Source organism: Streptomyces sp. NPDC028991 (genome assembly GCF_055564775.1).
This window is the reverse complement of record NZ_JBVHVP010000002.1, coordinates 760,643-781,880: the sequence shown is the minus strand read 5'-3', so window position 1 is coordinate 781,880 and position 21,238 is coordinate 760,643. Positions and strand designations below refer to the sequence as shown.

Below are 21,238 nucleotides of genomic sequence, written 5' to 3'. Positions count from 1 at the left end.
CCTGTACGCCCCGTCCGGAGTGTGAGACACGTCACGTCATGGCGACGGGGTCGGCTCCCGTGCCGTACCGCGGCCCGTGGGCTGGACTCAGGTGGCGTCCGCGTCGAAGGGCGGACGGTCGTCGAGGGCGGGGGTCTCGGGCTTCTTGGTCATGTCGATGCGGCCGCCGGTGGAGCCCGCGGACGAGGAGCCGGACGACGCACCCGATGAGGAGCCCGACGACGAGTCCGGCTCACGGCCGTGGACCGCGTCGGTGACCTCGGCCATCTCCTTCTTCAGGTCGAAGCCGTTGCGGATCTCCTTGAGCCCCAGCTCTTCGTTGTCCAGCTGCTTGCGGATGAACGTCTTGGGGTTGAGGTCCTCGAACTCGAAGTCCTTGAACTCGGGGCCCAGCTCCTGCCGGATGTCCTGCTTGGCGCTGTCCGAGAACTCCCGGATCTTCCGGATGGTGCGCGTCACGTCCTGGATGACCTTGGGGAGCTTGTCCGGACCGAAGACGAGCACGGCGAGGACGACGAGCGTCACCAGCTCTAGTGCGCCTATGTCATTGAACACCTGAAGCTCCTTGGGATGTCCGGGCCGCCACCACGGTACCCGGCGACACCGTCCGACCGGTACCGTCCCGTGAGCCCCGAGTGCGTGTATGCGGACGCTTTCCTGATTGTTTGCCTTCCTGGCGCCTTGTACGGACGTGCCCTGCCGCTCAGCCCCCGTCGGAGGAGCCGAGCACCAGTGAGACCTTCGTCTCCTCGCCGTCGCGCTCGAGTGTCAGCTCCAGGCGGTCGCCGGGGCGGTGGGCCCGGGTCTTGACGATGAGTTCCTCGCCGGAGTGCACGCGCTGGCCGTCCACGGCGGTGATCACGTCCCCCGGCCTGATCCCGGCCTCGGCCCCGGGGCCGCCCGTGGTGACCGCGGGGCCGCCGTCGCTGCCCTTGGCGCCGACGCGGGCGCCGTCGCCGGAGTAGTTCATGTCGAGGGTGATGCCGATGACGGGGTGGGTGGCCTTGCCGGTGTTGATCAGTTCCTCGGCGACGCGCTTGCCCTGGTTGATGGGGATGGCGAACCCGAGTCCTATGGAGCCGGCCTGGCCGCCGTCCGACTCGGTGCCGCCGCCGTCGGCGGACCGGATGGCGGAGTTGATGCCGATGGCGCGGCCCTGGGCGTCCAGGAGGGGGCCGCCGGAGTTGCCGGGGTTGATGGGCGCGTCGGTCTGCAGCGCGTCCACGTACGAGACGTCGCTGCCGTCGCCCTCCTCGCCGCCCGCCGTGATGGGCCGCTCCTTGGCGCTGATGATGCCGGAAGTGACGGTGCCGGCCAGGTCGAAGGGGGCGCCGATGGCGACGACGGGGTCGCCGACCCGCACGTTGTCGGAGTTGCCGAGGGGCAGGGGGGTGAGGCCGCTGACGCCCTTCACCTTCACGACGGCGAGGTCGTATCCGCCGTCGCGGCCCACGACCGTCGCCTCGGCGGTGTCGCCGCTGTTGAAGGTGACGGTTATGTCGCCGTCGGATCCAGCCGGCTCCACCACGTGGTTGTTGGTCAGGATGTGGCCGCGGTCGTCGAGTACGAACCCGGTGCCGGTACCTGCGGCGTCGCTGCCGCTGACGTGCAGGGTCACCACGCTGGGCAGGGCCCGGGCGGCGATCCCGGCGACACTGTCCGGCGCCCGCTCCGCCGCCTCCTTGCCGGCCTGCGGCAGCTCCACCGTCCCCACGCCGCCGTTCCGCTCCAGGTAGGTGCCCAGGGCGCCGCCGATGCCGCCGGAGACCAGGGCGATCAGCAGCGCGCCCCCGACGATCGCCTTTCCGGCCCGCTTACGGCGCTGCTCCCGCGTCGGCGCGACCGCACCGTTGTGCTGGAGGGGCGCGGCGGCCGAGGCGGCCCAGGGGTCGTAACGCCCCCAGGGATCGGTGCCGCCTCCCTGCTCCTCACCGCCCGGCCCGGGGGCCGCCGGTGCCTCCGGCGGGGCGGGTGGCGGGGCATCGGCCGGCGCCGGCCCGGGCACCGCCCCCGGAGGCGAAGCCTGCGACGGCACCGCTGCCGGCGGCGGGCCGGAGGCGGGCAGTCCCGCCGCCACCGTGCCGTGCGCCGGCGTCGCCGCCGGATGCTGCACCGGCGGAGCGGGGGCCCAGGGACCCGGCTCGCCGTACGGCGGAGTGCTGTACGGGTCGGGGTCGTGCAGCGGCTTGGGGCGTTCGGCGACGGACGCCACGGCCAGGACGTCGCCGCCATCACCGCCACGGGGGTCAGGCCGCACGCCCATGTCCCGGGCGGCGTCGGCACCCGCGCTCCCGTACGGAGCCGCGCCGGCGCCACGGGCATCGGCGTCCGTGCCCGCGTCCGGGGCGGTTTCCGTGCCCGGGGCCGTGTCCGTGTCCGTGTAAGCAGCGGCCTCGGCGCCCCCGTGCGGATCGGCGTCCGTGTGTCCGTCCGTGTGTCCGTCCGTGTGTCCGTCCGTCCGGGGCGCCGGCCGGTCCAGCTCGTAGTCCCCCTCGTCGACCACGCGGGCCGGCGCCGGGCGGGCCAGTTCGAAGTCGGTCCGGTCGCCGCCGGCGCCCCCGTCGGCCACGTCGGCCACGTCGTCACCGGTGCCGGTGGTGTGGGCCGTGCGAGGGCGTTCCAGTTCGAAGTCGCCCCCGGTCGCGTCTTCGGACGAGCGGGGACGATTCCACCACTTCGCCTTCGTGGGCTTCCCCTCGTTCATGTTCTCCCCCGCAGCTGGCCGCAGATCGTCGGCTCCAAGGGCTCTGGTGCCACCCCGGATTCAATCAGGTTCGCGGGCCGGCGCGCAGAGCCCGGTCAGGGAGCCGGACGGTGGGAGGCGGCGGGAGACGCCATCGGGTAGGGAGACGGGACCGGGTCGGGGACGGGTGCGGCGAACAGGCCGGGCGGCCTCACTTCGGGGGCCGTCGACCATGAGCTCAGGGCGAGCGGCGGGACCGCTTCGAGCGGACGTATCAGCGGGGACATGGCGGCGGCACCGGCCGTCACCGGGGTCGTCAGTGCCCGCAGGGCCTGCTGCCGCGGATCGGTGCCCGCGGGGGCGGGCATCCCGGGCAGCAGCGGAGCGGACATCGTGGTGGGCGCTACGGGGGTGTCGCCGAGCGCCCGCTGTCCCTGGGCCTGCCCGAGCAGCGGACCGCCCCCGCGGCGGCGCTGGCTCTCGGAGCCCGCGACCACTCCCGCGCCCTGGGTGCGCGTCGGCGTCGCATTGCTGCCGCTCCCGGAGCCGCGGGCCTCCGTGGTGGCGTCCGGTGTGCCGACGGTGACACCGCCCAGCGCGATCGCGGCCAGCGACACCGCGCCGGCGGCCGCGCAGGCGAACCGCAGGCCGCGCGAGGACGACCGCTCGGACTCGTGCCGGCTCACGTCGTGGATCCGGAAGCCCCGTCCCGGCGAGGACGGCCCCGGCGAGGACGGCGACAGCACGGTGGAGTGCGGCCGGGCGGGCACGTAGTCGAACTCGAACCGCTCGCCGCGCTTCGTCCCGAAGACCCCGTCGAGGCCGCCGGCGAACCCTCCGCCGCCCAGCGGCGAGCCGCCGGCACCGTCGGTGTCGCCTCCTCCGGGAAGCCCTTGGAGGCGGGCCAGGAAGCTCTCGGACGGGGCCGGCGGGGCCGCTTCCGCGAAGACGTTCTTCAGTCGGCGCTGTGCGTCCACCTCTGCCTTGCACTTCGGGCAGGTGGCCACGTGCGCCAGTACACGCTCACGCGTGTCATGACCGAGCTCGCCGTCCACCAGGGCGGAGAGTCGGTCTCCCAGATGCTGCTCTGCGAGGTGTCCCTCGGGTTTCGGCCGTGATCCACTCACGCGCTCGTGCCCCCTCCTCCCAGTGCGGGAACACGGGCCGCGAACGAGCGACGCTCGGCACGCGCCTTGGGAGACCGGTGCGCGAGTGCCTTGCGCAGCTGGGAACGGCCGCGGTGGATCCGGGAGCGGACCGTGCCGAGCTTGACGCCGAGGGTCGCGGCGATCTCCTCGTACGACAGCCCTTCGATGTCGCACAGGACCACGGCGGCGCGGAACTCGGGCGCGAGGGTGTCCAGGGCCTGCTGGACGTCCGCGTCGAAGTGGGCGTCGTGGAAGACCTGCTGAGGGCTGGGCTCCTTGCTGGGCAGCCGCTCGGCCGCGTCGTCGCCGAGCGCGTCGAAGCGGATGCGCTGCTTGCGGCGGACCATGTCCAGGAAGAGATTGGTGGTGATGCGGTGCAGCCAGCCCTCGAAGGTGCCCGGCGTGTAGGTCGACAGCGACCTGAAGACGCGGACGAAGACCTCCTGGGTGAGGTCCTCGGCATCGTGCTGGTTGCCGGTGAGGCGGTAGGCGAGGCGGTAGACCCGGCCGCTGTGGGTACTGACGATCTCCTCCCAGGTGGGCGGAGTCCACGCCTGCCCGTCCGCGTCGCTGGAGAAGGTCGCGGTCTGGGCGTGTCCCGTGGTGGGACCGTTGGCGTGGCTGTGGTCAGCAGCGGTGTCGTTCACGGATTTCGGCCTGCCTGCCGATCCGAGGAAGCGCCGAAGCACTCCTCCCCGATCCGCGTGTGCGGCCGCACCTCCCCTGTCGGCTCTGGTGGTGTCCAGTGGAGCCCCTACCATAGCCACCTCGCCCGTTAGCTCCGGATAAGCGGTTTTACGAAAATTTGATCCGGGCTGACACGGCTCGTACGGCTGCGTCAGCACTTGCTCGACGCCCTGGTCCATTCGCCGCCCCGTCCCGGCCCCGGCCGCTCGGTCGTCTCTTTACTCCCCCCTTTAAACGACCGGTCCCATCTGCGGGTTCCCGACGCCAACGGATACAGTCACGCCGAGGCAACGACGGGGACAGGAGAGGGTCATTACCGGCAACCGGCAGACGAGCTGGGCGTTCGCCGACGCCTATGTCGCCGAGGACGACGCGCTGCTCTGGGCACGCGACCGGGCCCGGGACGCGGGCCTGCGTTCGGTGACCCCGGGCACGGGCTCCGCGCTGGGGTTGCTCGCCGCCGCCGTGGACGCCAAGGCCGTCGCGGAGATCGGCACCGGCTGCGGCGTCTCCGGGATCCACCTGCTGCACGGCATGCGGCCGGACGGGGTACTGACCACGGTCGACCCGGAGCCGGAGCACCAGCAGTTCGCCCGCCAGGCGTTCCGGGCCGCGGGCTTCGCCAGCAACCGGGCCCGCTTCATTCCGGGCCGCGCCCTGGACGTGCTGCCCCGGCTCGCGGACGCCGGTTATGACCTGGTCTTCTGCGACGGCGACCGTCTGGAGTACCTGGACTATCTCGCCGAATCGTTGCGCCTGCTGCGCCCCGGAGGTCTCGTCGCCTTCGAGGGCGTCTTCGGTGCCGGCCGGACGATCGACTCCGGCCCGCAGCCCACCGAGGTGCTGCGGCTGCGGGAAGTCCTGCGCGCGGTGCGGGAGAGCCAGGAACTGGTGCCGTCGCTGCTGCCGGTGGGCGACGGACTGCTGTGTGCCGTCAAGCGGTGAAATGACCGCCCCGGGACACGCGGAAAATCCCGGGGTCTCGTGTGAAAACAGAAAACAATCACCCCGGCACCATGTGCGGTACCGGGGCGACTGAACGGGTATGGTCGCTCGCGCGTCAGCCGACGACCTTCTTGAGGGCGTCGCCGAGCGCGTCGGCCTCGTCGGGGGTCAGCTCGACGACGAGTCGACCGCCGCCTTCGAGCGGAACGCGCATGACGATGCCCCGCCCCTCCTTGGTCACCTCGAGCGGGCCATCGCCCGTCCGCGGCTTCATGGCCGCCATGCTCGTTCCCCTTCCTGATACCAGCTCACCGTCACCGCCGACGGCCCGTGAGGGCACGCGCAGTCCGGCATGGACGCGCGACACCGGCATCGAACACATTGCTTCCCAGCCATTATCCCGCATCCCAGGACCCGATGACCAACATCGGTCGGCATCGCTTGGGCAACGCACGCGAGCAAAACCACTCAATTCGGCGATGTGACTGCGATACTGCGCGCCCTCGCCCACTTCCGCCGAATGGATACGGACCGGAATTCTTTGACGCAGGTCACATCTCCTGAGTGAACCGTTGCCGGTGATCTCCGTCATGCTGTGTCCCGGACACACACGTACGACCACGACGTACGACCACGACGCGGAGGGGAACCCATGGCCGACACCGTGCTCTACGAGGTGAGCGACGGGCTCGCGACGATCACGCTGAACCGCCCCGAGGCGATGAACGCGCTGGACATCGAGACCAAGGTCGCACTCCGGGAAGCGGTGCGCTCCGCGGCGGCGGACGAGGCCGTACGGGCGGTACTGCTGACCGCGGCCGGCGAGCGCGCGTTCTGCGTGGGCCAGGACCTCAAGGAGCACATCGGGCTGCTGGCCGCCGACCGGGAAACGGGCTCGGGCCAGACCATGAGCACGGTGCGCGAGCACTACAACCCGATCGTGCGGGCGCTCGCCGAGGCGCGGAAGCCGGTGGTCGCCGCCGTGAACGGCGTGGCGGCCGGGGCCGGCTTCGGCTTCGCGCTCGCGGCGGACTACCGGGTCGTCGCGGAGACTGCCACCTTCAACACGTCCTTCGCGGGCGTGGCGCTCACCGCCGACTCGGGCGTCTCCTGGACGCTGCCGCGCGTCGTCGGCCCCGGGCGCGCCGCCGACCTGCTGCTCTTCCCCCGCAGCGTCGGCGCCCGGGAGGCGTACGAACTGGGCATCGCCAACCGGGTCGTACCCGCCGCCGACCTGCGCGCCGAGGCCGAGCAGACGGCGCGGGCGCTGGCGGAGGGCCCGACGGTGGCGTACGCGGCGCTGAAGGAGGCGGTGGCGTACGGACTGACGCACTCGCTCTCCGAGACGCTGGACAAGGAGGAGGAGCTCCAGTCCCGGGCGGGCTCCTCGCAGGACCACGCGATCGCGGTGCGGGCGTTCGTCGACAAGGAGAAGCCGCGCTACCTGGGCAAGTGAGCCGCTGACCGGCGGCCGTCCCGGCGGGTGCCGGGACGGCCTCGTCCTCACGCTCCCCCGGACGGGCTCTCGCGCGCGGCGCACGCGGCCAGGTGGTCGTTGACCAGTCCGCACGCCTGCATCAGCGCGTACGCCGTCGTCGGGCCGACGAAACGCAGGCCCCGCTTCTTCAGGGCCTTGGACAGCGCCGTGGACTCCGGTGTGACGGCCGGGACGTCGGCGAGGGTCCTGGGGACCGGCCGGCCGGCCGGGTCGGGGGCGTGGGACCAGATCAGGGCGTCCAGGTCGCCGGGGGCCCACCCGGCCAGCACGCGCGCGTTGGCGATGGTCGCGTCGACCTTGGCACGGTTGCGGATGATGCCCGCGTCGGCGAGCAGCCGCTCGCGGTCCTCGTCGGTGAAGGCCGCCACCTTGGCGATCTCGAAGTCGGCGAAGGCCGTACGGAAGCCGGGGCGGCGGCGCAGGATGGTGATCCAGGACAGGCCGGACTGGAAGGCCTCCAGGCTGAGGCGTTCGTACAGGGCGTCGTCGCCGTGGACCGCGCGGCCCCATTCCTCGTCGTGATACGTCACGTAGTCCGGGGTGGACAGGGCCCAGGGGCAGCGCGGCGCGCCGTCCGGTCCGGCGACGGTCTCTTCGGCGCTCACTGCTGCTCCTCCTGGGCCGGCTTCTCCATGGAGACGTGCTGGTGGGCGATGGCGGCCCGGGCACCGGCCAGCGCGGACTCCAGGTCGGCGATACGGGCCTCGCGCTCGGCCAGTTCGGCGCCGAGGCGGCCGAGGGCGTCGTCGACGTCCGCCATGCGGTAGCCGCGGGCGACGAGCGGGAAGCGGAGCCGTTCCACGTCCGCGCGGCCCACCGGCCGGTCCGGGGGCAGGGAGTCCCGCAGCCGCTCGGGGGCGGCGTCGGGCAACGGCCCGCTGTCGCTGCCGCTCACCACGGCGAGTGTCACCGCGGCGACCACGACGGCCAGCGCGACGACGAGGAACAGGAACATGACCATCGCTGAGGCCCCCATGGTCGGGTCGAGCGCGGCGATCGCGTTGGTTCGACGGATCGCGTGGCTGGTTGGATCTGAGTCGGACTGGGAGTCGGACCAGGAGTCCGAGTGGGTCGGAGTGGGTTGTGTCGGGTCCGATCGTGCCATGCGAGTCTGACAGTCGGGGCCGCAGGCGGTCGAAGCCGCACCTGAGGACCGGAGAGAACCGGATTCGGAGGCCGGATCCGCCGGTCCGCCCCAAGGGTCGAGAGCGGGACGTGAGAACGGTATGGACGAGGAGATGTCACAGGGGATGCTCAGGCTGGGCAGGCGTGAATTCGCGGCGCACGAGCCGGTGATCATGGCGATCGTGAACCGGACCCCGGACTCCTTCTACGACCAGGGGGCGACCTTCCGCGACGAGCCCGCCCTCGCGCGCGTGGAGCAGGCGGTGGCCGAGGGCGCCGCGATCATCGACATCGGCGGGGTGAAGGCCGGGCCGGGGGACGAGGTGTCCGCCGAAGAGGAGGCGCGGCGGACGGTGGGGTTCGTCGCGGAGGTGCGGCGGCGGTTCCCGGACGTCGTGATCAGCGTGGACACCTGGCGGCACGAGGTCGGCGAAGCCGTGTGCGAGGCGGGGGCCGACGTGCTCAACGACGCGTGGGGCGGCGTCGACCCGAAACTCGCGGAGGTCGCCGCGCGGCACGGGGTCGGGCTGGTGTGCACGCACGCCGGCGGCGCTGAGCCGCGGACCCGGCCGCACCGGGTGACATACGACGACGTGATGGCCGACATCCTGAAGGTGACGCTGGGACTGGCCGAGCGGGCGGTGGCGCTGGGGGTCCCGCGGGAGTCGGTGATGATCGACCCCGGTCACGACTTCGGGAAGAACACGCGGCACAGCCTGGAGGCGACGCGGCGGCTCGGGGAGATGGTGGAGACGGGGTGGCCGGTGCTGGTGTCCCTGTCCAACAAGGACTTCGTCGGGGAGACGCTGGACCGGCCCGTGAAGGAGCGGGTGCTGGGGACGCTGGCGACGACGGCGGTGTCCGCGTGGCTGGGGGCGCGGGTGTACCGGGTGCACGAGGTGGCGGAGACCCGGCAGGTGCTGGACATGGTGGCGACCATCGCGGGCCGTCGGGAGCCCGCCGTCGCCAGGCGGGGACTGGCCTAGGCACCAGGGGCCTCGTCTTCCCGGCCCCTGGCCCCTGGCCTCTGGTCCCTGCCCTGGCCTCTGGCCCTCGCCTACCGCCCCGCCTCCTTGGAGACCAGGGCCACCGCCTCGTCCACGTCGTCCGTGACGTGGAAGAGCAGGAGGTCCTTCTCCGCGGCCTTGCCCTGGGCGACGAGGGTGCCGCGGAGCCAGTCGACCAGCCCGCCCCAGTACTCGGAGCCGAACAGGACGATGGGGAAGCGGGTCACCTTCTGGGTCTGCACCAGGGTGAGGGCCTCGAAGAGCTCGTCGAGGGTGCCGAGACCGCCGGGCAGGACCACGAAGCCCTGCGCGTACTTCACGAACATCATCTTGCGGACGAAGAAGTACCGGAAGTTCAGGCCGATGTCGACGTACGGGTTGAGCCCCTGCTCGAAGGGCAGCTCGATGCCGAGGCCGACCGACGTGCCCTTCGCCTCCAGGGCGCCCCTGTTGGCCGCCTCCATGGCGCCGGGCCCGCCGCCGGTGATGACCGCGAAGCCGGCCTCGACCAGGCCGCGGCCCAGCCGCACGCCCGCCTCGTACTCCGGTGAGTCCGCCGCCGTACGGGCGGAGCCGAAGACGCTGATCGCGGGCGGCAGTTCGGCGAGCGTGCCGAAGCCCTCGATGAACTCCGACTGGATGCGCAGGACGCGCCAGGGGTCGGTGTGGACCCAGTCGGTCGGGGCACGCTCGTCCAGCAGGCGCTGGTCCGTGGTGCTCTTCTGCACCTGACCCCGCCGCCGGAGGACAGGGCCCAGGCGCTGCTCCTCCGGTGGCCGCCTCTTGCCCTCGGGGTTGCCGGTAGCCATGCGCGCTCCCTCCAGTCGCAGGTTCTTCCACCTCAGCGTAGATCTACGCGGGTTACGTACGAGGGACCTCAGCATGTCCGTCGCGCAGCGGCGTAAACCCGGTGTCGATCACGCGGTCAGCCAGGACCGCAAACGCTCCTCCCCCGCGAGGATCTTCGCCACCTCGACCCGCTCGTCGCGCTTGTGCGCCAGGTGCGGGTTGCCCGGACCGTAGTTGACCGCCGGGACGCCGAGCGCCGAGAAGCGCGACACGTCCGTCCAGCCGTACTTGGGCTGCGGGGTGCCGCCCACCGCCTCGATGAAGGCCGCCGCGGCCGGGTGGGACAGCCCCGGCAGGGCCGCGCCGCTGTGGTCGTCGACCACGAACTCCGCCACCCCGCAGTCCGCGAAGACCTCCCGCACGTGGGCGAGGGCCTCCTCGGGGCTGCGGTCGGGGGCGTAGCGGAAGTTGACCGTGACCACGCACTCGTCGGGGATGACGTTGCCCGCGACCCCGCCCGTGACGCCGACCGCGTTCAGGCCCTCGCGGTACTCCAGGCCGTCGATCACCGGGTAGCGCGGCTCGTACGCCGCCAGGCGCGCGAGGATCGGGGCGGCGGCGTGGATGGCGTTGGACCCCATCCAGGAACGCGCGGAGTGCGCCCGCTCCCCCGTCGTCCTCAGCAGCACCCGCAGTGTGCCCTGGCAGCCGCCCTCCACCTGGCCGTCCGACGGTTCGAGGAGCACCGCGAAGTCGCCCTCCAGCCATTCGGGATGCGCCTCGGCGACGTGCTTCAGCCCGTTCAGCTCGGCGGCGACCTCCTCGTTGTCGTAGAAGACGAAGGTCAGGTCGCGGTTGGGGGCCGGAACGGTCGCCGCGATGCGCAGCTGCACCGCGACGCCCGCCTTCATGTCGCAGGTGCCGCAGCCCCACAGGACGCCGTCCTCGTCCAGCCGGGACGGTACGTTGTCGGCGATCGGGACGGTGTCGATGTGGCCGGCCAGGATCACCCGCTCCGCCCGGCCCAGGTCGGTACGGGCCACCACGTTGTTGCCGTACCGCTCGACCGCCAGGTGCGGCAGGGTGCGCAGGGCACTCTCGATCGCATCCGCCAACGGCTCCTCGGTGCCGCTCTCGGAGGGGAAGTCGACGAGCCGCGCGGTGAGCTCCGCGGCGTCCAGCGTGAGGTCAAGCGGGGTATCGGCCATGGCCTCGACCCTAGCGCCCCTGCCCTTTCAGGCATTGCGCGTACCCGGCGTACACCACTCCCTACCCTCCAGTACCTTGTACGCGTGCTTGAGCCGTCGCCACCCCGCAAACGCCATGGCCGCCTGCTCCGTTCCGGCGCGGCCTCCATGGTCCTGCTCGCGGTCGCCGGGTACCTCGCGCTGCAGTACGTCACCGGGGGCGCGGGCGCTCCGGGCTGCAAGGTCGTCTCGGCCGGGGACGACCGGACGACCTACGAGTTCACGCCGGAGCAGGCGGTGAACGCGGCGACGATCACCGCGGTGGGCACCGCGCGCAACCTGCCGGAGCGGGCGGTGACGATCGCGCTGGCGACCGCGCTGCAGGAGTCGACGCTGCGCAACATCGACTACGGCGACCGCGACTCGCTCGGCCTGTTCCAGCAGCGGCCCTCCCAGGGCTGGGGCACCCCGGAGGAGATCATGGACCCGGCCTACTCGGCGGCCATGTTCTACGACCATCTGGTCGAGGTGCCCGGCTACACGCGCCTCCCGCTGACCGTCGCCGCCCAGCGCGTGCAGCGCAGCGGCTTCCCGCAGGCCTACGCCAAGCACGAGACGGACGCCAGGCTGCTCGCCGCCGCCCTGACCGGCCGTTCCGCGGCGACGCTGACCTGCGAGGGCCGCCCCGGCGCGGCCCGGGCCGAGGGTCCGGACGCGGTCCGCGCGGCGCTCGTACGGGACTTCGGACAGGACGTGCTGCGGCCGGCCGGAGCAGCCTCGGACGGCGGCTCGGCGGCGCCCACGGCCTCGCCCCCACCGACCACGGGCGGCTCCGGCGGCTCCGGCGGCTCCGGCGAGCGGACCGTGACGCTGCCCGTGACCGCCGGCTCGGGCACTCAGGAGCGCCTCGAGCAGCGTGGCTGGCAGCTGGCGCACTGGGCGGTCGCCAACGCCTCCTCGCTGCGCATCGAGCGGGTCGCCTACGCGGGCCGTGAGTGGACCGCGGGAAACACCGACAGCAAGTGGCACCCGACGGGTGCGGGCGGCGCCGGCGGCGCCGAACGGGCCGCCGGATCGGTCCGCATCACCTCCGCCCGGTAACGCTCGCCCGTACGAGTCGTCACTCCGGGGAGTTACCCGCACCGGCGCCGGGTCGACGCGGTGCGCGGGTTTTCGGACCGTCATCCCTCATTCCGCCGGAGCCCAGGAAAATCAAGGGCTGTAAGGATTCGGCAGACTTTCCGACCGGAGTCCTTTTGCCCGTTTTTCTGTGCACCTGATAATGCGACGCATTACCAACTCTTTACGTTGTGCCGCCGCAACCTTCGTGGCCTTCGAGCGGTAGTCACTGCGTCCGAGCCCGGCGGATCACTCGCCGGACACGGTCGATTCCTCATCATTGACTTCCGTCGAAGGAGCATCATGACCCTCCCCCTGACCCGCCGGATCGCCCGTGCCGCGCTGCTCGTCGCTGCGGGAGCGGCTGCCGGGGTCGGTGCGGCCGGCTCCGCCAGCGCGGCTCCCGAACTGCCGGCCACCCCGAACCTCGGCGGACTGACCGCCCTGGACGGGGCGAACGTCGGCAACACCGTCGACGCCGCGGCCCAGAGCGTCACCGAGACCGCGGGTGACACCGGCAGCAAGGCCGTCAAGAAGTCCGTGCCGGCCGCGGGCAAGACCGGCGGCTCGGTCGTCAAGAAGACCACCCCGGTGGCCCAGAAGACCGCCGGGGACGCGGCGGGCTCCGCCGGGGACGTCGTCGGTGACACGGCCCAGACGGCCACGAAGGGCGGACTGCCGACGGACGCGCTGGGCACGGGCGGGCTGCCGGTGCAGGGGCTGCCGGTCGGCTGACGGCGGCTGCGCCCGGCTTGTGCGGCGCCGGGGCCCGGGGTTCGTCCCCGGGCCCCGGCGTTTCGCGTGTCAGGCGGTCAGGCGGTCAGGCGGTCAGGCGGTCAGGCGGTCAGGCGGTCAGGCCAGCCTGTCCACTGCCGCGCGTACGCGCTCGTCCGTGGCCGTGAGGGCCACGCGGACGAAGTGCCCGCCCGCCGGGCCGTAGAAGTCGCCGGGAGCCACCAGGATGCCGCGCTCGGCCAGGTGGGCCACCGTGTCCCAGCAGGACTCGTCGCGGGTGGCCCAGAGGTAGAGGCTGGCCTCGCTGTGCTCGATGCGGAAGCCGTGACCGAGGAGCGCCTCGCGCAGCGCCGTGCGGCGGGCCGCGTAGCGCTCGCGCTGGACGCGGACGTGCTCGTCGTCGCCGAGGGCCGCCACCACGGCTGCCTGGGTCGGCGCCGAGGTCATCATGCCGCCGTGCTTGCGGATCTCCAGGAGGGGCCCGAGGACGGCCGGATCGCCCGCCAGGAAGGCCGCGCGGTAGCCCGCGAGGTTGGAGCGCTTGGAGAGCGAGTGGACGGCCACCAGGCCGTCGTACGAGCCGCCGTTGACGTCCGGGTGGAGGACGGAGACCGGGTCGGCCTCCCAGCCCAGCTCCAGGTAGCACTCGTCGGCGACGACGAGGACGCCGTGGGCCCGGGCCCAGGCCACGGTCCGGGTCAGCTCGGACTTCGACAGGACCTTGCCGGTCGGATTCGACGGGGAGTTGAGCCAGAGCAGCTTCAGGCCCGTCGGGTCCAGCTCGGTCGCGTCGTCGTACGCCTCGTACTCCGCGCGGGCCAGCCGCGCGCCGACCTCGTACGTCGGGTAGGCCAGCCGCGGGAAGGCGACCCGGTCGCCGGGCCCGAGGCCCAGCTGGGTCGGGAGCCAGGCGACGAGTTCCTTGGAGCCGACGATCGGCAGGACGTGGCGGTGGGTGACGTCCCGGGCGCCGAGGCGACGCTCGACCCAGCCGGTGATCGCGTCGCGCAGTGCCGGGGTGCCCCAGACCGTCGGGTAGCCCGGGGAGTCGGCCGCGTCGATCAGGGCCTTCTGGATCAGCTCGGGGACCGGGTCGACCGGCGTGCCGACGGAGAGGTCGACGATGCCGTCCGGATGCGCGGCGGCCGTCTTCTTGTACGGCTCCAGCTTGTCCCAGGGGAAGGTCGGAAGCCGGTCGGAGACTGCGGACACGGTTACTGGCTCACTTTCTTCGGTGCGGCCGGTGCGGCCGCAGGGCGAAGCGCCTCGGTCCCGCACGGCACCGATCGGGGGCGATCAGCCGTACGGGACCGAGACGGGCGCGGTGCGGGTCCGCTCCTACTGGTTCTGCGGCGGCAGCGCGGCGACGAAGGGGTGGTCGCGCTCGATCAGCCCCAACTTGCTGGCGCCGCCGGGCGAGCCCAGCTCGTCGAAGAACTCGACGTTCGCCTTGTAGTAGTCCTTCCACTCCTCCGGAGTGTCGTCCTCGTAGAAGATCGCCTCGACCGGGCAGACCGGCTCACAGGCACCACAGTCGACGCATTCGTCCGGGTGGATGTACAAGGACCGCTGGCCCTCGTAGATGCAGTCGACCGGGCACTCCTCGATGCACGCCTTGTCCTTCACGTCGACACAAGGCTGCGCGATGACGTAGGTCACGCTGTCGTTCCTCCTCGATAGGGCGCTGGCGGGCCTCCTGAGGCTCCGCCGCCTGGCGCGCGGGAGCGCGGCGTCGTCGATGCCCGCCTCTAGTATCTCCGTTCTTGGGCATGATCCGAACAGGAGGGGTGTACCGACCCGTGGAAATCTCTGCCGCTGGGCGCCTTGAGGTCCGTATCACCGCTGCTGACGTGGGCAAACGAGTCTCCGTGCGGCGCTTGAGCGAACCGGGTGTCGCGGGCGGGAAGTTCACCGACACGGTGGGTGTTCTCACATCATGGGATGACGGTGTGCTGCTGATCACACGGAAGGGTGGCGAATCCGTCCGTATCCCGGAGTCCGCGTTGGTCGCGGGGAAGGTCGTGCCGTCGGCTCCCGCGCGTCGACGCGGGCCTGCCGCCTCGTACGAGGAGCTGGCACGGGTCGCCTCGCGGGCCTGGCGGCCCGTGGAGAGCGAGCGGCTCGGCGAGTGGGAGCTGCGGGCGGCCGCCGGGTTCACCCGGCGGGCCAATTCCGTACTGCCGCTCGGCGATCCGGGGCTGCCGCTCGACGAGGCGCTGACCGCCGTACGCCGCTGGTACGCCGAACGGGGCCTGCCCGCGTACGTCCAGACCGCGACCGGGGCCGCCGGCACGCAGGAGTCGCTGTGCGCGGAGCTGGCGCGGCGCGGCTGGGTGCGGGAGGTGACGGCCGAGGTGTGGACCGGCGCACTGGCTCCCGTCGCCGACCTGACGGAGGGAACCGGTGTGGTCCTGTCCCGGGAGGCGGACGAGACGTGGCTGGCGCGGTATCAGCGCAAGGGGGTGAGCGACGTGGCCCTGCGGGTGCTGGCCGCCGGACCGTCGGTGTGGTTCGCGACGGTGCCCGGTGCGGGCCCGGCCGCCCCGGCGGCGATCGGGCGGTGTGTCGTGGACGGACGGTGGGCCTCCTTCGCGGCCGTCGAGGTCGACCTCGCACAGCGGCGCCGGGGGCTCGCGACCGCGGTGATGGCCGCGCTGGCCCGGCGGGCGCTCGACGAGGGCGCGTCCGCGGCGTGGCTCCAGGTCGAGACGGACAACGCGGGGGCCCGGGCGCTGTACGCCGGCATGGGCTTCACGGCGCATCACGCGTACCACCACTACCGGGAGCCCACGAACACCGGAACGACCGGTGACCGATCGCCGTGAAAGGGCACGAGCCAGCCATGCGTCATCCTCATCCCCCGTCGCCGGAACGCTCCGCCGAGGTACGGCGGCGGTTCGCCGAAGAGGCCCGGTCCGAGCGGCCCGACCTGGCCACGCTGTGCCTGCTGGTGGGCGCGGAGGCGGACGGCGCGCTGGACGAGGCGGGCCTGGACGCCGCGCAGATGGAGCTCGACCGGCTGGCCGGGCAGCTGCCGTTCCGGCCGGGCTCGCCGCAGGCCTGGGCGGCGGCGCTGCGGGACCTGCTCGGCGAGCGGTACGGCTTCCACGGGGTCGCCGCGGACTACCAGCGGCTGGAGTCGTCGCTGCTGCACGAGGTGCTGCGGCGCCGGCGCGGGCTGCCGATCATACTGTCGGTGGTGTGGCTGGAGGTCGCCCGGCGGGCGGGAGCCCCGGTGTACGGGGTCGCGCTGCCCGGGCACTTCGTGGTCGGCTTCGGGCCGGAGTTCGGGCCGGAGGAGGGGCGGGTGCTCGCCGATCCCTTCGACGGGGGCCGGGTGCTCAGCGGGAGCGACGCGGAGGTGCTGGTCGCCGGGGCGACGGGGGCCGGGCTGCGGCCGTCGATGCTGGAGCCCGCGGCACCGCTGGACGTGGTGTCGCGGATCCTGAACAACGTCCGGGCGTGGGCGGCGGGCCGGCCCGAGCAGTCGGCTGTCGGGCTGTGGGCGATCGAACTGGCTTTGCTGTTGCCGACGCACGCGGCGCGGTTGCGGTACGAGCGGGCGCGGTTGCTGGTGCAGCGGGGGGAGTTCGCGGCGGGGGCCGGGGAGCTGGAGGCGTACGCCGAGATCGTGGGGGCGGTGGACGAGGCGGTCGCGGAGCAGGTGCGGGGGGAGGCACGGGTGGCTCGGGCCATGCTCAACTGAGGTTGCGACGTCCCGCCGCGGCACCTGTGGCGTCGGCGGCCACGGCGAGAACGTGGCTGGTCGCGTCCACGCGGGTGCAGCCGTGTACCGGCGAAGCCCCGTGCCCCTTCGGGCGGTACCGCCGGCCCCCTCGCGCTGGAGCGGGTACTGCCGGCCCCCTCGCGCGGGATCCGGCGTTCGCGGTCGTCGAGAAGGGGCGCCCGGCACTCGCCTGGCGCCCCCTCGTCGAGCGGCGTCAGCTCGGGTCGGTCTCGATGACCGCCACGCGGTCGGTCTTGCTCTTCAGGGCCTGGCGCAGGGCGCCGTAGACGTCCTCGGGGGTGACGGGCGTCTTCTCACCGTTGGCCCGGGTGATGAGCACGCCGTCGAACGCACCGCCGTAGAGGTCCTCGAGGGCCTTCAGGTCGGGCTTGTCGACCAGCTTGCCGTTGACGGCCGTGACCCTGAGGAACTTCCACAGCGACTTCTCCGGACTCATCGGGACCGAGTGCGCGGCGTCGGTCTGCACGGTGACCTTGGCCGACATCGCCGGCTCGGCGAACTCCTTCATCATCCGGTCGACCTCGGCCTTGGAGACCGTGGGCTGCTGGGTGGTGGTCGGCACGTTCACCGGGGTGGCGGTGCCCGTCTCCACCTGGGCTCGGTACGCCTCCTGCACGGCCTCGGTCGACTTGTCGACGTCGATGCCCTTGCCGGCCTTGCCGTACACGGGGACGGCCTTGCCGGACTCGAACCTGATCGTCCCCTCGGTCACCGATCCGGCCCCGCCGGCCGCGTTCTCCAGGGCGGCGTGCAGCTTCTCCTCGTCGACGGGCATGACCGGGTCGACGACGCGCTGCTGCCCGAAGAGGGAGCCGATCACGGACACCGGGTTGTAGTCGCTCGTCGCCGCCGCGCTGGCCGTGGCCTGCGTGTCGAGCTGGAGCCCCGCCTGGTCCGGCTTCAGGGAGACGGTCTCGCCGCCCACCGTGAGCTTGAGCGGCTTGCCCGCGCGGGCGGACAGGACGTCGTCCAGCTTCTCGACGGCGTCGTCGCGCGTACTGCCGCCGATGTCGACGCCGAGGACGGTGGTGCCCTTGGGCACGTCGGAGCGGTTCATGAGCAGGCCGGCGCCGTAGGTCACACCGGCGATCACGACCAGGCCGCCGACGAGCAGCGGGAGCTTCCCGCGCCTCTTCTTCTTCGCCGGCTTGGCGGAGCTCTCCGGGGGCGCGGAGACCGGCTCGGGCAGCTTGGGGGGCGTGTGCGGCAGCGGTCCGTCGGCGGGCGCGCCCTGGAACGGCGGCGCGTTCCGGTCGGTCGGCACGACGGGGATGCCGCTGGTGACGGTGTTCCCGGAGACGTTGTCCGGGTTGCCGTAGCCGGGAGTGCCCGGTTCGGGGGCCGGCTTCTGCGGGGTGAGGATCGCGGTGTCGTCGCTGAGCCCGCCGCCGGGACCGGGGCGGGCGGCGTCGGGGCCGGTGCCGGGCCCCGGTGGCCTGCCCGGGCCACCGGGGGCGCCCGGACCACCCGGGCCGCGCATGCCGTTCGGTGCGGGGCCGCGCTGTCCGTTGGGCGCGCCGGGGCCGCCCTGCGTCCTGGGGCCGCTCAGATCGCCGAGGTCGCCCACCGGGGGCGGCGTCAGCCGGCTGTCACCGGTGACCGGGCCGCTCGTCGCGCCCGCGGGGCCCTGGGGGCCGCCGTACGGTGTCTGCCCGTTCGGGCCGGTCTGCCCGCGGGGGGCGGGGCGCTGGTCGCCCTGACCGTTCTCCGAGAAGTACGGCAGGTCGTCGCGGCGCGGTTCGGGACCGCCGTCGGGGCCCGGGCGGGTGCCGCCACCGTGGCCGTGGCCGTTGCCGTTGCCGTTGCCGTTGCCCAGCGGTCCCGCCGCCAGTGCCTCGGTCACGTCGAAGGAGCCGGTGCCGCCACCGTGGCCGGGCGCCACGGGTCCGCCGGTCGCTCCGGAGAGACCGGCGCCGCCCGTGGCGCCGGGGCGGGACCCGCCCGGCACGTTCATGGAGCCGACGACGCCACCGGGACGGCCACTCCCACCGCCCGGTCGTGCACCGGAAGCGCCGGCACCCGGTCCCGCGCCCGCGGAGGGCGCGCCGGGCGTACCGGCCGCCGCTCCGGGACCGCCGGAGCCTCCGGGCAGGCCGGCGCCGTTGGTGGAGCCGCCGCCCTGAGCACCCTTGGCCGGACCGGACTTGCGCGGCGCGAACCAGTCGCTGGTCGGCTTGTCCTCGCCGGGCCGGGCGTGCTGAGCCGGCTCGGCGGGGGCCTCGACGGCTCCCGTGGGCTCCGCGGCGCTCGGTGCCGGTGCGGGCCGCTCGGCCGCCGCCTCCGTGTCGCCGGCGGCGCCCTCGGCGTCCGCGACGGGCTTGCGCATGACGACCGGCGGGATGGGCCGCGACCCGGGGATGTTGATCCGGATCCGGGTCGTCAGCGTCGTCTCGGTCTTGCGCTCCTCCGGCCGCGAGGCCGAACGGCCCGCGTCCGCACCGGCGTCGGAAGCCGTGGGTGTCCCGTAGGGCGGGGTGCCCGACGGGTATGCGGCTCCGCCGCGCCCGTGGGGCCCGGAGGACGAACTGTCAGTTTCACGACTCAAGGCAGGTTCTCCCGGTTGGCTCCGCCGCCCGGCACACCAGAAAGCGGGCGGCTCGGCGGCGCGCACCACCATACTGGCCACTTCTCGCGCGTATCCCGCGACCGCTGGGGAAACCCACACCGGACTCGCACGCCCGCGCCACGGCGAAGTAGTACGTCACTTGCCAAGTCGGACGGCGCCGCCGTCCGGTTGCCGCACGGGTGCGAGGGTGGCACACATCACAGCGACGGCGATCCCGCCGAGCAGGAAGAGGTAGGAGCCGCTGCCTGCGGCGAACAGGAAGTCGCCCTCGGGACGGCTGGTGGTGAGCAGGACCACGGCGAGCGCCCAGCCCGCGGCGGGCGCGACGGCCCCGCCCCGGCGCCCCACGGCCCGGCCCGCGCCGACGCACAGTCCCGCCTCGGCGGCCAGCGCGAGCAGCAGCCCGCCCGGGAACCACCCCGGCTGCACCAGCGCGCCCGCCACCGCGACGACGGCGCCGATCGCGAAGAGCCCCAGATAGAGGGCGGCCCGCCCGAGCGAGGGTGCCCGCAGCGGCTGGGCCAGGGTGGATGTCGTCGGTTCGGTACGGCCGCTCATGGCGCCTCCCCACGGTGGATTCCGGCGAACAGATCGCTCTCACGTCCGTCGCCGTCACCGGCCCGCTCGCCGCGCACCAGTTCGTAGTACTCGGTGGTGAAGACCGGCTGGGCCAGTTCGTTGGAGAGGACGAAGTACGGATCGGCCACGGTGATCTGCGTGGCGTGCGCGCGCATGGCGGCCTTCTTGGCGGCGCTCGCGCTGTCCGCGCCGCGGATCTCGGTGGTGATCCGCTCGTCGTCGACGACACCCGGTACGTCCTCGACGCCGGCCGCCTTCTCGAAGGGCAGGCCGGGCAGGTCGTCGCGGAGACGGGCGAAGGCGTCCTCGGCGACGGTGCGCGGGACGCGGTTCCAGTAGACCTTGGCGATCGGACAGCCCGCCTCGGCCGCGAGCTCGGCGGCGCGCATGGCGATGCGGTGGGCCTGGATGTGGTCGGGGTGGCCGTATCCGCCGTCGGGGTCGTAGGTGACGAGCACCTGGGGGCGCACCTCGCGGATCACCTCGACGAGGAGCTCGGCGGCCCGGTCGACGTCGGCCTGCCAGAGGCAGCCGGGGTCGTCGTTGTCGGGCAGTCCCGTCATCCCCGAGTCGGCGAACCGTCCCGGTCCGCCGAGCAGCCGGAAGTCGTCGACGCCGAGCGCGCGCATCGCCGCCGCCAGCTCGCCCCTGCGGTGGCCGCCCAGGGCGGGTCCGGTCAGGTGCGCGAGCTCGGGCGGGATGACCTCGCCCCGCTCGCCGAGGGTGCAGGTCACCAGCGTGACGTGGGCGCCTTCGGCGGCGTACCTGGCCATGGTGACGCCGTTGTTGATCGACTCGTCGTCCGGGTGCGCGTGCACCAGCAGCAGACGCCGGGCGGGGAGGTCCGTCATGGGACCACCCTATGAGGCCGCGTGCTCGTCCTCGTAACGCGGGAGTCCGTCCGTGGAGATCGTCCACTCCGCGACGGTGGCCTCCTCGCCGTGGACGAAGTCCTTGCGGGTGGCGTAGCGGGGCCGCCCGGGGTGGCGTGGAGTCGGTGAGGACGGCGCCGGTGCCGGTGCGGGGGTCGACGACCGCGTGGGACGGCGATGCCGAGGGTGCCGGACGCGGGCGGGCTCGCGGTGGCTCCGGGGGCCCGGGCCGACTTCGTGGCAGCCGTCAGAAGTTGATGCTGCCGATCATCCCCGCGATGTTCGTCGTCACCTCACTGATCGTGGGTGCGACGGTCGACGAAGCCAGGTAGAAGCCGAGCAGCATGCAGACGACCGCATGCCCCGCCTTCAGTCCTGACTTCTTGACCAGCAGGAAGACGATGATCGCCAGCAGCACAACCGCCGAAATCGAGAGTGCCACGGCGGCTCACCTCCAATAGGCCCAGGGACATGGGGGGTCGGACGCAGTCGAACCTTGGGACAGATAAATCCACGCAGCGGGCACCTGGTTGATACCCACTATGCGCTA

Annotated in this window: 22 protein-coding genes; 7 read left to right on the top strand and 15 right to left on the bottom strand. The window is 72.9% G+C overall.

Annotation, left to right across the window (positions count from 1 at the left end; all coding sequences use genetic code 11):
• Positions 1–87 precede the first annotated feature (87 nt).
• The 4 genes from ACZ4V1_RS07665 to sigE form a co-directional block, all read right to left on the bottom strand.
• On the bottom strand, positions 88–555 hold the full coding sequence (locus ACZ4V1_RS07665) for a sec-independent translocase (protein WP_468330821.1): 468 nt from the start codon (positions 553–555) through the stop codon (positions 88–90).
• A gap of 148 nt (positions 556–703) precedes the next feature.
• Entirely contained in the window at positions 704–2,704 is a 2,001-nt protein-coding gene (locus ACZ4V1_RS07660; RefSeq protein ID WP_468330818.1) for a S1C family serine protease, read from the bottom strand.
• A 95-nt stretch (positions 2,705–2,799) separates the two neighbouring features.
• Positions 2,800–3,738: a zf-HC2 domain-containing protein gene (locus ACZ4V1_RS07655; protein WP_468330965.1), complete on the bottom strand. Its 939-nt coding sequence runs from the start codon at positions 3,736–3,738 to the stop codon at positions 2,800–2,802.
• A gap of 68 nt (positions 3,739–3,806) precedes the next feature.
• Positions 3,807–4,478, bottom strand: coding sequence for an RNA polymerase sigma factor SigE (gene sigE, locus ACZ4V1_RS07650; protein WP_468330815.1), 672 nt, complete (start codon positions 4,476–4,478; stop codon positions 3,807–3,809).
• Between the two features lie 286 nt (positions 4,479–4,764).
• Between sigE and ACZ4V1_RS07645 the strand changes: the two genes are divergently transcribed.
• The gene (locus tag ACZ4V1_RS07645; RefSeq protein WP_310875757.1) at positions 4,765–5,463 is read left to right on the top strand and encodes an O-methyltransferase; all 699 of its coding nucleotides are present in this window, start codon (positions 4,765–4,767) and stop codon (positions 5,461–5,463) included.
• Positions 5,464–5,578: 115 nt separating this feature from the next.
• Here the strand turns inward: ACZ4V1_RS07645 and ACZ4V1_RS07640 are convergent, their stop codons facing one another.
• A complete protein-coding gene (locus tag ACZ4V1_RS07640; RefSeq protein ID WP_003966491.1) occupies positions 5,579–5,746 on the bottom strand; it encodes a DUF3117 domain-containing protein in 168 nt (55 codons plus the stop codon).
• A 369-nt stretch (positions 5,747–6,115) separates the two neighbouring features.
• Here ACZ4V1_RS07640 and chcB point away from each other — a divergent pair, with 369 nt between their 5' ends.
• Positions 6,116–6,919 (top strand): 2-cyclohexenylcarbonyl CoA isomerase, encoded by an 804-nt coding sequence (gene chcB, locus ACZ4V1_RS07635; RefSeq protein WP_468330812.1) that lies wholly within the window; start codon positions 6,116–6,118, stop codon positions 6,917–6,919.
• A 47-nt stretch (positions 6,920–6,966) separates the two neighbouring features.
• Here the strand turns inward: chcB and ACZ4V1_RS07630 are convergent, their stop codons facing one another.
• Positions 6,967–7,566 carry a DNA-3-methyladenine glycosylase I gene (locus ACZ4V1_RS07630; protein ID WP_468330809.1) on the bottom strand — a complete coding sequence of 200 codons (600 nt, stop codon included), beginning with the start codon at positions 7,564–7,566 and terminating at the stop codon, positions 6,967–6,969.
• The gene (locus tag ACZ4V1_RS07625; protein WP_468330806.1) at positions 7,563–7,922 is read right to left on the bottom strand and encodes a DivIVA domain-containing protein; all 360 of its coding nucleotides are present in this window, start codon (positions 7,920–7,922) and stop codon (positions 7,563–7,565) included. Before ACZ4V1_RS07625 ends, ACZ4V1_RS07630 begins: the two co-directional genes overlap by 4 nt.
• 289 nt (positions 7,923–8,211) lie before the next feature.
• Here ACZ4V1_RS07625 and folP point away from each other — a divergent pair, with 289 nt between their 5' ends.
• Positions 8,212–9,072, top strand: coding sequence for a dihydropteroate synthase (gene folP, locus ACZ4V1_RS07620; RefSeq protein WP_468330962.1), 861 nt, complete (start codon positions 8,212–8,214; stop codon positions 9,070–9,072).
• A gap of 71 nt (positions 9,073–9,143) precedes the next feature.
• Here folP and ACZ4V1_RS07615 read toward each other — a convergent pair whose 3' ends face one another.
• Both ACZ4V1_RS07615 and dapE read right to left on the bottom strand, forming a co-directional pair.
• Positions 9,144–9,902 (bottom strand): LOG family protein, encoded by a 759-nt coding sequence (locus ACZ4V1_RS07615; protein WP_468330803.1) that lies wholly within the window; start codon positions 9,900–9,902, stop codon positions 9,144–9,146.
• A 108-nt stretch (positions 9,903–10,010) separates the two neighbouring features.
• A complete protein-coding gene (dapE, locus tag ACZ4V1_RS07610; RefSeq protein WP_468330800.1) occupies positions 10,011–11,090 on the bottom strand; it encodes a succinyl-diaminopimelate desuccinylase in 1,080 nt (359 codons plus the stop codon).
• 84 nt (positions 11,091–11,174) lie between these two features.
• Between dapE and ACZ4V1_RS07605 the strand changes: the two genes are divergently transcribed.
• Positions 11,175–12,170: a heavy metal transporter gene (locus ACZ4V1_RS07605; RefSeq protein WP_468330797.1), complete on the top strand. Its 996-nt coding sequence runs from the start codon at positions 11,175–11,177 to the stop codon at positions 12,168–12,170.
• Between the two features lie 321 nt (positions 12,171–12,491).
• Positions 12,492–12,923, top strand: a complete 432-nt coding sequence (locus tag ACZ4V1_RS07600; RefSeq protein ID WP_468330794.1) for an ATP-binding protein — start codon at positions 12,492–12,494, stop codon at positions 12,921–12,923.
• Positions 12,924–13,040: 117 nt separating this feature from the next.
• On the opposite strand, the gene ACZ4V1_RS07595 is transcribed toward ACZ4V1_RS07600, so the two are convergent.
• On the bottom strand, positions 13,041–14,135 hold the full coding sequence (locus ACZ4V1_RS07595) for a bifunctional succinyldiaminopimelate transaminase/glutamate-prephenate aminotransferase (protein WP_468330791.1): 1,095 nt from the start codon (positions 14,133–14,135) through the stop codon (positions 13,041–13,043).
• A gap of 126 nt (positions 14,136–14,261) precedes the next feature.
• Positions 14,262–14,582, bottom strand: a complete 321-nt coding sequence (fdxA, locus tag ACZ4V1_RS07590) for a ferredoxin (RefSeq protein ID WP_003973842.1) — start codon at positions 14,580–14,582, stop codon at positions 14,262–14,264.
• A gap of 140 nt (positions 14,583–14,722) precedes the next feature.
• Between fdxA and ACZ4V1_RS07585 the strand changes: the two genes are divergently transcribed.
• Together ACZ4V1_RS07585 and ACZ4V1_RS07580 are read left to right on the top strand one after the other, a co-directional pair.
• The gene (locus ACZ4V1_RS07585; protein WP_468330788.1) at positions 14,723–15,748 is read left to right on the top strand and encodes a GNAT family N-acetyltransferase; all 1,026 of its coding nucleotides are present in this window, start codon (positions 14,723–14,725) and stop codon (positions 15,746–15,748) included.
• Between the two features lie 17 nt (positions 15,749–15,765).
• Positions 15,766–16,629 (top strand): transglutaminase-like and tetratricopeptide repeat-containing protein, encoded by an 864-nt coding sequence (locus tag ACZ4V1_RS07580; protein WP_468330785.1) that lies wholly within the window; start codon positions 15,766–15,768, stop codon positions 16,627–16,629.
• Between the two features lie 235 nt (positions 16,630–16,864).
• Here the strand turns inward: ACZ4V1_RS07580 and ACZ4V1_RS07575 are convergent, their stop codons facing one another.
• The 4 genes from ACZ4V1_RS07575 to ACZ4V1_RS07560 form a co-directional block, all read right to left on the bottom strand.
• Entirely contained in the window at positions 16,865–19,216 is a 2,352-nt protein-coding gene (locus ACZ4V1_RS07575; RefSeq protein WP_468330782.1) for a hypothetical protein, read from the bottom strand.
• Positions 19,217–19,372: 156 nt separating this feature from the next.
• Positions 19,373–19,795 (bottom strand): DUF6113 family protein, encoded by a 423-nt coding sequence (locus tag ACZ4V1_RS07570; RefSeq protein ID WP_468330779.1) that lies wholly within the window; start codon positions 19,793–19,795, stop codon positions 19,373–19,375.
• Positions 19,792–20,667 (bottom strand): N-acetyl-1-D-myo-inositol-2-amino-2-deoxy-alpha-D-glucopyranoside deacetylase, encoded by an 876-nt coding sequence (gene mshB, locus ACZ4V1_RS07565; protein ID WP_468330776.1) that lies wholly within the window; start codon positions 20,665–20,667, stop codon positions 19,792–19,794. The genes ACZ4V1_RS07570 and mshB overlap by 4 nt, the downstream gene beginning before the upstream one ends.
• Before the next feature lie 268 nt (positions 20,668–20,935).
• Positions 20,936–21,130, bottom strand: coding sequence for a hypothetical protein (locus ACZ4V1_RS07560; protein WP_393805549.1), 195 nt, complete (start codon positions 21,128–21,130; stop codon positions 20,936–20,938).
• Between the last annotated feature and the right edge of the window lie 108 nt (positions 21,131–21,238).